Annotated in this window: 9 protein-coding genes, 3 tRNA genes and 1 pseudogene; 2 read left to right on the top strand and 11 right to left on the bottom strand. The window is 37.2% G+C overall.

The window, feature by feature from the left end; all coding sequences use genetic code 11:
- The 3 genes and pseudogenes from ACFIKD_RS06800 to ACFIKD_RS06790 form a co-directional block, all read right to left on the bottom strand.
- Positions 1-76: pseudogene (locus ACFIKD_RS06800) on the bottom strand (elongation factor Tu); the annotation flags it as partial.
- Positions 77-256: 180 nt separating this feature from the next.
- Positions 257-330 (bottom strand) — tRNA-Gly (locus tag ACFIKD_RS06795).
- A gap of 31 nt (positions 331-361) precedes the next feature.
- Positions 362-445 (bottom strand) — tRNA-Tyr (locus ACFIKD_RS06790).
- A gap of 205 nt (positions 446-650) precedes the next feature.
- Here ACFIKD_RS06790 and ACFIKD_RS06785 point away from each other — a divergent pair.
- The gene (locus tag ACFIKD_RS06785; RefSeq protein ID WP_026500346.1) at positions 651-1,481 is read left to right on the top strand and encodes an RNA methyltransferase; all 831 of its coding nucleotides are present in this window, start codon (positions 651-653) and stop codon (positions 1,479-1,481) included.
- Between the two features lie 3 nt (positions 1,482-1,484).
- Here the strand turns inward: ACFIKD_RS06785 and ACFIKD_RS06780 are convergent, their stop codons facing one another.
- The 6 genes from ACFIKD_RS06780 to ACFIKD_RS06755 all read right to left on the bottom strand — a co-directional run bounded on the left by ACFIKD_RS06780 (position 1,485) and on the right by ACFIKD_RS06755 (position 7,464).
- Complete coding sequence (locus tag ACFIKD_RS06780; protein WP_375636474.1) at positions 1,485-2,210, bottom strand: rhomboid family intramembrane serine protease; 726 nt, start codon at positions 2,208-2,210, stop codon at positions 1,485-1,487.
- Positions 2,211-3,095: 885 nt separating this feature from the next.
- Positions 3,096-3,521 (bottom strand): DUF2155 domain-containing protein, encoded by a 426-nt coding sequence (locus ACFIKD_RS06775; protein ID WP_375644920.1) that lies wholly within the window; start codon positions 3,519-3,521, stop codon positions 3,096-3,098.
- A gap of 89 nt (positions 3,522-3,610) precedes the next feature.
- Positions 3,611-4,009, bottom strand: a complete 399-nt coding sequence (locus ACFIKD_RS06770) for an NADH:ubiquinone oxidoreductase subunit NDUFA12 (protein WP_012755018.1) — start codon at positions 4,007-4,009, stop codon at positions 3,611-3,613.
- A 181-nt stretch (positions 4,010-4,190) separates the two neighbouring features.
- Complete coding sequence (gene gatB / locus ACFIKD_RS06765; RefSeq protein WP_375647570.1) at positions 4,191-5,690, bottom strand: Asp-tRNA(Asn)/Glu-tRNA(Gln) amidotransferase subunit GatB; 1,500 nt, start codon at positions 5,688-5,690, stop codon at positions 4,191-4,193.
- Between the two features lie 128 nt (positions 5,691-5,818).
- Positions 5,819-7,246 (bottom strand): trigger factor, encoded by a 1,428-nt coding sequence (tig, locus tag ACFIKD_RS06760; protein WP_375647569.1) that lies wholly within the window; start codon positions 7,244-7,246, stop codon positions 5,819-5,821.
- Between the two features lie 135 nt (positions 7,247-7,381).
- Positions 7,382-7,464: transfer RNA gene (locus ACFIKD_RS06755), tRNA-Leu, on the bottom strand.
- 134 nt (positions 7,465-7,598) lie between these two features.
- Here ACFIKD_RS06755 and trmFO point away from each other — a divergent pair.
- Positions 7,599-8,993 (top strand): methylenetetrahydrofolate--tRNA-(uracil(54)-C(5))-methyltransferase (FADH(2)-oxidizing) TrmFO, encoded by a 1,395-nt coding sequence (trmFO, locus tag ACFIKD_RS06750; RefSeq protein ID WP_375647567.1) that lies wholly within the window; start codon positions 7,599-7,601, stop codon positions 8,991-8,993.
- A gap of 1,118 nt (positions 8,994-10,111) precedes the next feature.
- Here trmFO and ACFIKD_RS06745 read toward each other — a convergent pair.
- Complete coding sequence (locus ACFIKD_RS06745; RefSeq protein WP_012231443.1) at positions 10,112-10,390, bottom strand: HU family DNA-binding protein; 279 nt, start codon at positions 10,388-10,390, stop codon at positions 10,112-10,114.
- 231 nt (positions 10,391-10,621) lie between these two features.
- Positions 10,622-13,048 carry an endopeptidase La gene (gene lon / locus ACFIKD_RS06740; protein WP_375644895.1) on the bottom strand — a complete coding sequence of 809 codons (2,427 nt, stop codon included), beginning with the start codon at positions 13,046-13,048 and terminating at the stop codon, positions 10,622-10,624.
- Positions 13,049-13,067: the final 19 nt, after the last annotated feature.

The following is a 13,067-nucleotide window of genomic DNA, read 5'->3' as shown; positions in this document are numbered from 1 at the left end:
TCTTCCCATGATCAACGTGACCAATCGTACCAATATTAACATGCGGTTTTGTTCGTTCAAACTTGCTCTTCGCCATCGCTATTAATCTCTTGTTTTATTCCCTATTCTTGTTAGCACCTAGGGACAGTCCTGCAAAACTCAATCCGACTAGGCTGTAACCAGCTCAATCACCACAACTCTTAGACGGAAAACCCCACCCAATCTATAAATGGAATAGCCTCCATCATACCTATTTGCCCAATCACCAACAACTATTTGGAGCGGGTAGCGGGAATCGAACCCGCATATTCAGCTTGGAAGGCTGCTGCTCTACCATTGAGCTATACCCGCATGACCCACATACTAACTCTCCTTCGATGAATGGTGGAGGGGGTTGGATTCGAACCAACGTAGCATACGCAACGGATTTACAGTCCGCCCCCTTTAACCACTCGGGCACCCCTCCATTACACCGGTAAAGTCGCGCAATGAGACATTACGAAAACCATCTTGAATACCCATTCAATTCAATCTGATTGCGAAGTGGTTATGACGATTACTATTGTATCTGTCAACAGAATAAATACAATTCTGTACAAATTTCCTGCTCATAACTTTAAATCACAGATTTTTTCTCTCTATTTTTCTTATTAACACGCTATAAAGAAGCTATGAAAGAAAAAACATCACAAAATTCTCATTATGCTCGTTTACGTCGCCGATATCGCGATACAAAAGGCTCTCCTTCTCGATCTTTTACACACCTAAAGAAGAAAGCTGCTTCTTTACAGCAAGGGATCATCCATCTTTATGGCATTCATTCTGTTCAGGCAGCTTTAGAAAACCCAAAAAGAATTTTAAAATGTCTTTACGTTACACAAAATGCCTTAAAACGATTAAATATATCCGAATCAGATTATCCTTGCTCTGTTACATTATGCACCCCCAAATATCTTGATTCGCTTGTTGGAAGTGAGGCTGTTCATCAAGGTATTGTTTTGGAAACTTTACCCCTCAAACCATGCAAACTTTCGGAACTAACCAATACTGATCTGGTCATTGTCATGGATCAAATTACCGATCCGCATAATGTTGGCGCTATTATGCGCTCTGCAGTTGCATTGAAAGCTAAAGCGCTTATTACAACTTGCCGTCACTCTCCCCACGAAAGCGGTGTTCTTGCGAAAGCGGCATCTGGAGCTCTGGAAATGATTCATTATATTACCGTACGAAACCTCGCTGAAGCTCTTCAAGAACTTCATCAAACAGGTTTTACAAGCTTTGGTCTCGATTCAGAAGGGGACAAACCTCTAGAAACAGCATTAACAGGGAATAAAATTGCTCTTGTTTTAGGAGCAGAAGGTAAAGGTTTACGTAAAAAAACACGTGAAACCGTTTGCGCTTTAACACGCCTTGATATGCCTGGAAATATTAAATCATTAAATGTTTCAAATGCAGCAACAATAGCGCTTTATGTGGCACATAAATATCTTAGATTCTAGTTTTTAATTTTTTTGTGAAACATCAAAAAAACCAACCAACAAAAAACCCGCAAGAAACCCGCCAATATGAGCTTCCCATGCTATTGAGATGCCATTTTCTTCAAACAAAATAGAAGAAATACCTATGATAAAATCAGCCGTCAGCCATACACTCATATAAACAAGTACCCCCTTAGAACACAGAGCTTTTTTGACGGACAATAAAGGTCCCAAAAAATTTTCGTTCTGCGCATTAACAGATAGATAACCACTAGAAAAACCGTAACGTGCAATAGCTCCCATCATTCCAGATACGGCACCTGACGCCCCAATAAGTGATATGGTACTTTCTTGATGAAATGTAAAATAAGTCAAAACAGAAATAACTGCCGTTAACACCCAAAAAATTAAAAAACGTAAAACACCAAAATGCCTTGCTAAAGGAGAGCCAAAAACCAAAAGCCAAACCATATTAAGAGCAACATGTTTAAAACTACTATGCATAAATGAATAACTCACCATGGTATAACAGAGTGCTACAGGATCCCTCTTAAACAATGCTGGTATAAATGAAAAAAATTCAAGACTTTCAACATAAACCTTATGAGAAAAAAAATACTGAGAAATGCAATAAAGACAAAAACAAAATGCTATCAAAACAACTATAATAAATGGAACATTCAACAAGGGTTCTTTAGGTTGTTTCGGTAATCGAGAAACATTATTATGTTGGTGACTAGAAACTTTCATTTTATAAAATCTCGTATTCTTTAGAGAATGGGTTATTCTTTATACAAAATAAATATACCACTCCCAGTGATGCAGAATCTTTTCAACGCCTCTTCGAAGCCCCTTTTTAAATTTTCAATAGCTCTACATGAAAACACGTGTATTTTATACAAAAGATTTTAAAAAGCACGGATATCAAGAATATGATTTACAAACTTAGCGGTATCCTGCTTATTTAAATGTGAAGTTATCATGTAATATACAAGAACTTACGAATAGACAAACTCACTTATGAGGTGGTGTATAATAAAAATATATAAACATTGTTTTTTTACTAGAAACATACTGATCATTGCATTTTATAACCAAACTATACTTCGATTGATAAACTTTAAATAATCTTAAATCTCAATTTTTCCATTAATATAGCTTGCATTGCTTCTACTCTTTGAATGAAAAACAACATCTCTATGAGAAAAAACTGTCAACACATCTTTCTCTAGATATACTCATTGGTGTTTTATGATGAACTACTCACTTGGTAGTCTGTTTCCCTCATAAATGTAAAAGCTTCAGTTCATCTCTTTAACAAATATCAACAAGCCTTTCATTTCAACCTCTAACAAATATAATTCAAGAACTGTCTCCTATGAAACACTGCAAAATATGTTGATTTTAATGATGCATCTTTGAATTTAAACAGTTCATGAAGGAAATTTTTATTCCTTATCTTAGAGAATCTTATCTGCACATCCGACACTTGTAATGCGCAAGAGAATAATTTGGATTAATTCAATATAGAAAAATTTTAAATGAGGCAATCATAGGAAATTGAACCTCTTATTAAGTTGTAAAACGATAAAGGACCATTATAAATCAATGTATTATAAATAGATAACACACTAATCATTGAAGAGGAAGATCTTGAGAATTCTGCTTGCAATCCTTTAACCACACATCATAAATAGGATGCTCAACAGCGTTCAAACCAGGACTATCTGCAAACATCCATCCTGTAAAAATACGCCGTACTTTTTTATCTAATGTCACTTCATTGACTTCAACAAAACCAGTTGTACGCGTTGGTTCATCTTTAGAGCTCGTATAACACGCACGTGGCGTTACCTGTAATGCACCGTACTGATAAATTTTACCAAGAGTAACTTCAAAACGTGTGGTCCGCCCTGTGATTTTGTCAAGACCTGCAAAAACAGCAATTCCATTGCTAATACGCTCAGCCCGCACTCCACTATTTAAGGATAAAAATACTAAAACTCCCATTAAAGAAATATATATAAAATGCTTCACCCCTAACAATAAAAAAAATCTCATCATATCAAAATCAATCGCATCTTAAAAAATAATTCTTTTCATAACATAGAGTCAAATAAGACAAAAATACACGCACACACTAAAATCTTTTATTTTTTAGGTGACCACGCATCATAATCTTCATGCACACAAGAACGCTCTCCATTGGAGGTGATAGCCCCCTTTGGTCGATAGTCCTCACTTGTTCCTGTCATATTTGCAACATGAGGCTTTTCCCATTCATAAGGATGATAATCCTCCTGTGTTGGTGGGCACTCACAGCGATGATGAATCCAGCCGTGCCAACCTGGTGGAATAGTAGAGGCCTCAGAATAGTCTTTATAGATAACCCAACGGTGCGGATAACCATCCTTATGAAGTCCCCCTTCATAATATATATTTCCAAATTGATCTTCCCCTATCCGCTTACCTTTGCGCCATGTGAAAAAACGCGTACCAATGGTATTGCCATTCCACCATGTGAAGATTTGCTTAAAAAAACGAGCCATCTGCTATTCCATTCATTTAGTGCGCTCATGAAATTAATCGTTGGAATAAAACTGTTAACGATTGAAATTACCGAAAAAGTTACTAGTAAATTCAGCTACAATTCCAATTGATAGGATAACGTGCTATCCCTTAATTTCAAGAAGATATCATATGTATGGCTTCTTCTCCACCCCATAAAATTTAATCTATGCCAAGTTTCATCTTAACCAATTCATTAACAGCTTGAGGGTTTGCCTTACCACCTGTTTCTTTCATTACCTGTCCAACAAACCAACCAGCTAAAGCGGGTTTCTGTTTTGCTTGCGCAACTTTATCAGAATTATTAGCAATGATTTCATCAACTGCTCTTTCAATTGCCTTTGTATCTGTCACCTGCTTCATATTTCGCTCTTCTACAATTTGGCGTGCATCTCCCCCCTCATTCCAAATAATCTCAAAAAGATCTTTGGCAATTTTTCCAGAAATAACTCCTTCTTTTATGAGATCAATAATGCTTCCCAATTGATTTGGCGATACCGGTGACTCTTCAATCTCACAATTATCTTTATTTAAAGCCCCTAAAAGGTCATTAATCACCCAATTGGCAACTATTTTTCCATCACGCCCACGTGCTACTTCTTCAAAATAATCAGCAATAGCCTTTTCTGTCACAAGAATGGAAGCATCATACACTGTCAATCCCATTTCCTTAACAAAACGTGCTTTTATAGCGTCAGGCAATTCTGGTAAGTCTGCTGCCAAAGCATCCACAAACGCTTGATCAAATTCTAATGGTAAAAGATCAGGATCAGGAAAATAACGATAGTCATGTGCTTCTTCTTTTGAGCGCATAGAGCGCGTTTCACCTTTAGCCGCATCAAAAAGCCGAGTCTCTTGATCTATGACGCCTCCATCTTCTAAAATTGCGATCTGACGACGCGCTTCATACTCAATGGCTTGACCAATAAAGCGAATAGAATTAACGTTTTTAATTTCACAGCGCGTTCCAAAATTTTCACCAGGACGACGAACAGATACGTTGACATCTGCACGCATAGAACCTTCATCCATATTGCCATCGCAAGTGCCCAAATAACGAACAATCGTACGCAATTTTGTCATATAGGCTTTGGCTTCATCTGATGAGCGCATATCAGGTTTGGAAACAATTTCCATAAGAGCAACACCAGAACGATTAAGATCTACAAAAGACATCGTTGGATGTTGATCGTGCATCGATTTTCCAGCATCCTGTTCAAGATGCAACCTCTCAATTCCTACTTCAATATCCTCAAATTGGCCATTCGAATCTGGACCAACAGATATGATAATCTTTCCCTCTCCCACAATGGGATAGCGAAATTGAGAGATCTGATACCCCTGCGGTAAATCTGGATAAAAATAATTTTTGCGATCAAAAACAGATTTTAAATTAATATGCGCCTTTAATCCTAACCCCGTTCGAACCGCTTGACGGACACATTCTTGATTAAGAACAGGCAACATACCTGGCATGGCTGCATCAATAAGTGATACATGATTGTTTGGCTCTGCACCAAATTTGGTTGATGCTCCTGAAAAAAGTTTTGAATTTGATATGATTTGCGCATGAACTTCCATGCCAATGATGACTTCCCAATCACCTGTAACTCCAGAAATAAAACGCTTAGAATCAGGAGTACGCGTATCAATGATGCTCATTGCCAATCCACTACCAATATTTTAAAATATACTCATGGCTTATCTAAAACCATTCTCTCAGTGCAATCCTAGGATATAAATCTTACAAAAAGCCCGATTCTATCGGGCTTTTTCTGTTTGCATAAATATTAAGCTTTTTTAGGAGCTTTTTTCTTAGCTGATGTTTTCTCTGTAGACGTTTCTTTCACTGCAGACTTTTTCTTTGCCGGCTTTTCTTCAGGGACATCTGATTCGTCATATTCTTTCATCAACTCTTCAACCGTCACTTCTTTATCTGTGACTTTTATCTGTGCTAATAAATGATCAATGACCTTTTCTTCAAAAATCGGAGCACGTAGATTTTCAACAGCTTCCGGAGTCCTGCGGAAAAAATCCATAATCTCTTTCTCTTGTCCAGGATACTGGCGAACCTGATCAAAAACGGCTGCTTTTAGCTCATCCTCACTAACTTTAACACCAACCTTCATTCCAATTTCAGAAAGCACCAAACCAAGACGAACACGACGTTGCGCAAGGACACGATATTCCTCCCGTGCCTTTTCTTCTGTAATACCTTCATCTTCAAAACTGCGCCCAGCCTTTTTCAAATCATCATTAACCTGAGCCCATATATTGTTAAACTCAATCTCTAAAAGTTCCTCAGGAATCTCAAAATTATAATCAGCATCTAAAGCATCAAGAATTTGACGCTTAACTTTTTGACGTGTCACTGAACCATATTGGCTTTCAATCTGCCCACGAACGACCTCACGTAAGCGATCTAGAGACTCTAAACCAACTTTTTGTGCTGCTTCATCATCAATTTTTAATTCATCTGGTTTAAAGACAGCTTTGACAGTAATGTCAAACTCTGCTTCCCGTCCGGACAAATGTGCTGCACTGTAATCATCAGGAAATTTAACAAAAATCGTTTTTGCATCCCCAGCTTTCACACCAACCAATTGCTCTTCAAAACCAGGAATAAATTGTTTTGATCCAAGAATCAGTTGTGCATCACTATCTGCCCCACCTTCAAATGGAACGCCTTCAAGCTTACCTTGATAATCTATGGTAATACGATCACCTTCTTCAGAAGCCCCCTCTTTTAGGGAATAATTACGCGTAGAAGAAAGGACGCGATTGATTTGATCATCAATATCCTGTTCAGGAATAGTTGCAATTTCACGGATAACCTTAATATGTTCAAAATCTTTAATTTCAATTTTTGGTAAAACTTCATACTTTAAACTAAAAGTAAAATCAGCTTTGCCATCTAGAATTTTTTCATCTTCATCTATATCAATTTTTGGCTGCATCGCTGCACGTTCATTGCGATCTGCTAAAATAGACCGAGGCGCATCACTGAGTATCTCATTGAGAATCTCCGCCATAAAGGATTTACCATACATTTTTCGCAAATGCCCACTAGGCACTTTACCGGGACGAAAACCATTAAGCTTGATTTTTCCCTTGGTATCATCCAATCTTTCATTCAGCTTTTCTTCTAAATCTTTCGCTGGAACCACGATCTTAATTTCGCGCTTCAGTCCTTCATTAAGCGTCTCGGTAACCTGCATTAAACACCTTCATTTTCCTAAGGAGAGGGATAAACCCACTCTAATAATCATTACATTCTAACACTTCGAGTGTTACATTTACCATGAAGCGGAATTTCAGACACGTAGAAATCCGTAGCACTTAAGGGATTGCTTTGGTGCGGATGGAGGGACTCGAACCCCCACGGTCTCCCGCCAGAACCTAAATCTGGTGCGTCTACCAATTTCGCCACATCCGCTCAAACTTACAAGCTAATAACCTTATACAAGCGGCGTCTCTATACCATTAATTACGGGAAAAAAGCAAACAAATATATTAAAAAAAACAAAATCTATGCTTTTCATACATAACTGCTTACGCTAAAAGTCAATTATGTTAAAGACATTCGATATCCCAATTCATATCATCGGTGGTGGTCTTGCGGGGTGTGAAGCAAGCTGGCAAATCGCTCAATCAGGAATTCCTGTTGTTTTGCATGAAATGCGACCCGAAAAAAAATCAGATGCCCATAAAACCGATAATTTGGCAGAACTGGTTTGTTCAAATTCATTTCGTTGCGATGATTCATTAACAAATGCCGTAGGGCTTTTACATGCTGAAATGCGATTAGCGAAATCGTTAATTATGAAAGCTGCTGATGCCAACAAAGTTCCCGCAGGTAGTGCCCTTGCTGTTGACCGTGATGGATTTTCAAAAACCGTTACGACAGCAATCGAAAACCATCCTCTTATAATAATCAAACGTGAAGAAGTTCAAGAAATTCCTAAAGCTTGGAAACATGTTGTCATTGCAACGGGTCCCCTTACATCACCTGCACTTGCTCAAGAATTACAAGCAATAACCGGTATAAAAGCTCTTTCTTTTTTTGATGCGATTGCACCTATTATCCATACCGATAGTATTGATATCAACATTTGTTGGTATCAGTCTCGCTATGATAAAATTGGTCCTGAGGGAACAGGAAAAGATTATCTTAATTGTCCCCTCAACAAAGAACAATATAAAACATTCGTTGAAGCATTAAAAAATGCTGAAAAAACAGAGTTTCGTGACTTTGAAAAAACGCCCTATTTTGATGGATGCCTCCCCATTGAAATTATGGCTGAGCGCGGACTTGAAACGTTAAGACACGGTCCTATGAAACCTATGGGCTTAACCAATGCCCATAACCCTACAGTTAAACCCTATGCTGTCGCTCAATTACGCCAAGATAATAAACTTGGAACGCTTTACAATATGGTCGGCTTTCAAACAAAACTGAAATATGGTGAACAAATTCGCATTTTTAGAATGATTCCCGGTCTTGAAAAAGCAGAGTTTGCGCGTCTTGGTGGTCTTCACCGCAATACCTACCTCAACTCGCCAATTATTCTTGATCAAACCCTTCGTTTAAAACAAAAAAAACAACTACGCTTTGCAGGGCAAATTACCGGATGTGAAGGTTATGTAGAATCAGCGGCAATAGGGCTTCTTGCTGGACGTTTTGCTGCTGCCGAATATCATCATATTTCCCCTTGCCTACCCCCACAAACGACAGCATTCGGAGCCCTTTTGAATCATATTACAGGGGGACACATCATAGATGAAAAAGCAGAAACACAGTCCTTTCAGCCAATGAATATCAATTTCGGACTCTTTCCCCCTATTGCTTCTATTAGACATTCAGGAAAACGCTTAGCAAGTAAAGAAAAAAAATTAGTAAAAAAACAAGCCATCACAGCAAGAGCTCTCAATGATTGTACTCAGTGGTTAGCAGATAAAGAATAAAAGAGTTCCTTATAAAAATACACGATTCGCCTCTCATCTACTGAATAGATCTTTATGACTTTCGTGAAAAAATCATTCTAAAGCCTTTTAAAGACTGTCTCCCCCAATCAATAAATACTACTCTACGTTTCATCATTTATTTAATTATGTAGGTGCTTGTAAAATAACTTTTGGCTATAAAAAACCTTTACCGCTATCAACAATTTAATATGATTTAATGACTAAAAATAAAATAATCATATCAATATATTATAAATAATAAAAAATCAAATAGATGGAAAATAAACAAGCAATACTGTATTATCTCTATTAATATTTTTTATATTACGTAATATACATTATTTTATAAGAGTAATTTTTCTGTTTTTTAACTTCCTCCATCAAAATTTGTGATATTCTCTCACTTTAACTCTTGTGTGATGAAGAAAAAACGCTCGCTTGCATACCACAAGTGAAATAGGGATATGGAAAAAATATTTGTAGGATAGAGCTGGATCTATCTCTTCCCTCTCAAATGCCAAGAAAAATCAAAATATTGAAAGCGAAATCTGAATATCATAAGATTCTTTCATTTCAGAATCTCTTATAATAAATCAATAAAAATTATTCTCTTGGTGCGTCACAAGCAAGGTTGGCGTATAAGTAAAAGAATAAAACTATCCCTTATACACTCGTCTCAGATATTGAGGGCTAATTGCAACATTATAGGAACTGAGAAAAACAGTACGGCGGCACCAACATGCACTTTTATTAAGCGTAAATGGTGGTATATAATAACTTTTATAGAGTTTACAGAGTTTTTTGCCTCATACTATTTACGGATCTTGTTTTGAAATAAATACCGTAACACTTCAGCGTAATAAAAGTTAACATTACATTTTATAAGCCACACTGGTACTGCATTAATACAGTGCAATATTTTACTGAAAAGGCTAAAAAATATATTTTAAGCTGACAGTATTTTATACAACACTTAAAATTATTTTCAAAAATACAAGTAATACATGAAAATAAAAAATATCGCAAAGATCTCAACGTGTTATATGAAAAATGAGCATAATACATGTGTTAAAAAAAACCCGCTTATAAATAAATCGGGTTTTTTTATGTAGCTTAAATTATTTTTTATTAACTGCTTCTTTAAGGCTTTTTCCTGCAGAAAATTTGGGTACAGAACGTGCCGGAATATCGATTTCAGCACCAGTTGAAGGATTACGCCCCTTTGTTGCAGCACGATGAGAAACTTCAAAAGAGCCAAAACCTGGAAGACGAACATCTCCCCCTGAAGCCAAAGCTTCTGTTACAGAAGCCATAAAAGCATCAACAACAGCACCAGCTTGCGCTTTCGAAACACCTGCCTTTTCAGCAACGGAGCTAACCAATTCACTTTTATTCATAAAATATTTCCTTTCCCTATATTACCTGACAACATGACTTAATCATGTTATTGGTCAGTTTATTGAAAAGTACAGCAAACAGAAGTCTTATTTTTATCCAAAACATTGTTTTTTTAGCAATAATCACAGTTATTCACGGAATTTTTCACTTTTTCCAACAAAAAACAGAATAATAACCTCAACAACGCCTTCTGCCACCTAAAAAATGCCGTTATAAATGAGATAAGTGAATCAGTGTGCAATCTGTATTCCTTCACTATCACTTCCCTCTGACCGGATTGGGACAGCCACCGTAGAGGGTTCTTTCCATTCAATAGTGTCTGGAAAACGAACCAAAGCGTGTTTCAAAACTTCACTCACATGATTTACCGGAATAATTTCCATATTATTTTTGACATCGTCAGGAATATCAACCAAATCTTTTGCGTTTTCTTCAGGAATAAGAACCTTTTTTATCCCTCCTCGAAGAGCTGCTAGGAGTTTTTCTTTTAATCCACCAATTGGTAAAACGCGTCCACGTAAAGTAATTTCACCAGTCATTGCAATATCTTTATGCACAGCTACTCCTGTAAGAACCGAAACAATTGCTGTCACCATTGCAATCCCAGCAGATGGGCCATCTTTTGGCGTAGCACCCTCTGGAACATGAACATGGATATCGCGTTTTTCAAAAAGTGGAGGTTCAATACCAAAATCAACAGCACGAGAACGTACATAAGATGCTGCCGCTGAAATGGACTCCTTCATAATATCACGTAAATTTCCAGTTACAGTCATCTTACCTTTGCCGGGCATCATAACTCCTTCAATGGTCAATAACTCTCCACCGACTTCTGTCCACGCAAGGCCTGTCACAACACCAATTTGATTTTCTCCTTCAATCTGATTGTAATGATAACGTTTAACACCCAAGAAATCATGAATATTACTTTCTGTAACTTTTACAGATTTTTGATGCGTTTTGAGAATTTTTGTAACAGATTTGCGGGAAATTTTCATGAGTTCACGCTCAAGGTTACGAACGCCTGCCTCACGTGTATAAAACTGAATAATTGACCTTAGTGCTCCATCAGAAATACTGAGTTCTTTTTTAGACAAACAGTGATCTTTTAGTGCCTTTGGTAAAAGATGCTGTTTAACAATTTCCATTTTCTCACATTCAGTATAACCAGCAATACGAATAATTTCCATACGATCCATTAACGGACCTGGAATATTAAGCGTATTGGCAGTTGTGATAAACATGACATCAGAAAGATCATATTCAACTTCCAAATAGTGATCAATGAATGTACTGTTTTGTTCAGGATCAAGAACTTCTAATAAAGCGGATGAAGGATCTCCACGAAAATCTTGTCCCATTTTATCAATTTCATCAAGCAAGAAAAGAGGATTAGATTTTTTTGCTTTTTTCATAGACTGGATAATTTTTCCAGGCATCGAACCAATATATGTTCGACGATGTCCGCGAATTTCTGCTTCATCCCGCACACCTCCCAATGAGATACGAACATACTCACGCCCCGTCGCCTTTGCAATAGAGCGCGCTAATGATGTTTTCCCTACACCAGGAGGACCTAACAAACAAATAATGGGACCTTTTATCTTTGACGCGCGACTTTGTACAGCCAAATATTCAATAATTCGCTCCTTAACTTTTTCAAGACCGAAATGTTCATTATTCATGACCTTTTCAGCAAAATCTAAATTGTTTTTAATCTTAGATTTTTTACCCCAAGGCATTGCTAATAACCAATCAAGATAGTTACGGACAACTGTCGCTTCTGCAGACATAGGAGACATATTCCGTAATTTTCTCAATTCTGCCCCAGCTTTTTCCTGTGCTTCCTTGGATAGTTTTGTATTCTTGATACGTTCTTCTAATTCAGAGAGTTCATCTCGGCTATCATCACCTGCCCCTAACTCTTTTTGAATAGCCTTCATCTGCTCATTGAGATAATATTCTCGTTGGTTTTTTTCCATTTGCCGTTTAACATGCGAACGAATACGTTTTTCAACCTGCAAAACAGAAATTTCTCCTTCCATGAAGGACAAAACACGTTCAAGACGGGCCCGTACAGGTAAGAGCTCTAATATTTCCTGTTTTTCTGCAAGTTTAATCATCAAATGAGAAGCAATCGTATCAGCAAGCTTAGAAGGATTATCAATCTGACCAATCGCATTAACAACTTCAGGAGAGATTTTTTTATTAAGCTTTACATAGTTTTCAAAATAAGCAATCACTGACCTTGAAAGAGCTTCAATCTCAACATCACCCTCTCTAGATTCTTCTGTAACAGTCGCATATGCCTGATGATAACCTTCACTTAAAGCAAATTGACTAATTTTTGCACGTGCAGTTCCTTCAACCAAAACCTTTACAGTACCATCAGGAAGCTTTAAAAGTTGAAGAATATTAGCAAATGTACCAATATGATAAATATCCTCTGATTTTGGATCGTCATCAGAAGCATTTTTTTGTGTCACCAATAGTATTTGCTTGTCAACCGCCATCGTTTCTTCAAGAGCACGAATTGATTTTTCGCGGCCCACAAAAAGTGGAACAATCATATGGGGGAAGACTACAATATCACGAAGAGGTAAAACAGCATAAACCCCATCTCTTACTTCATCTGTCTTTTCATCAATATATTGCATAACTCTCCTTTCTGGAGCC

Origin of the sequence: Bartonella sp. CR84HXZ (assembly GCF_042194535.1) — a bacterium.
Lineage (GTDB): Bacteria > Pseudomonadota > Alphaproteobacteria > Rhizobiales > Rhizobiaceae > Bartonella > Bartonella grahamii.
The sequence above is the reverse complement of the archived record's forward strand: the minus strand, read 5'-3'. Positions and strand labels throughout refer to the sequence as shown.

What these genes read in the sequence shown, in the direction of transcription:
- gatB (WP_375647570.1), bottom strand. Translation starts at nt 5,690, where the DNA reads ATGAGCATCATTGATACGCGTACTCCTGATTCTAAGCGTTTTATTTCT.
- ACFIKD_RS06745 (WP_012231443.1), bottom strand. Translation starts at nt 10,390, where the DNA reads ATGAATAAAAGTGAATTGGTTAGCTCCGTTGCTGAAAAGGCAGGTGTT.
- tig (WP_375647569.1), bottom strand. Translation starts at nt 7,246, where the DNA reads ATGCAGGTTACCGAGACGCTTAATGAAGGACTGAAGCGCGAAATTAAG.
- ACFIKD_RS06780 (WP_375636474.1), bottom strand. Translation starts at nt 2,210, where the DNA reads ATGAAAGTTTCTAGTCACCAACATAATAATGTTTCTCGATTACCGAAA.
- trmFO (WP_375647567.1), top strand. Translation starts at nt 7,599, where the DNA reads ATGTTAAAGACATTCGATATCCCAATTCATATCATCGGTGGTGGTCTT.
- ACFIKD_RS06775 (WP_375644920.1), bottom strand. Translation starts at nt 3,521, where the DNA reads ATGAGATTTTTTTTATTGTTAGGGGTGAAGCATTTTATATATATTTCT.
- lon (WP_375644895.1), bottom strand. Translation starts at nt 13,048, where the DNA reads ATGCAATATATTGATGAAAAGACAGATGAAGTAAGAGATGGGGTTTAT.
- ACFIKD_RS06770 (WP_012755018.1), bottom strand. Translation starts at nt 4,009, where the DNA reads ATGGCTCGTTTTTTTAAGCAAATCTTCACATGGTGGAATGGCAATACC.
- ACFIKD_RS06785 (WP_026500346.1), top strand. Translation starts at nt 651, where the DNA reads ATGAAAGAAAAAACATCACAAAATTCTCATTATGCTCGTTTACGTCGC.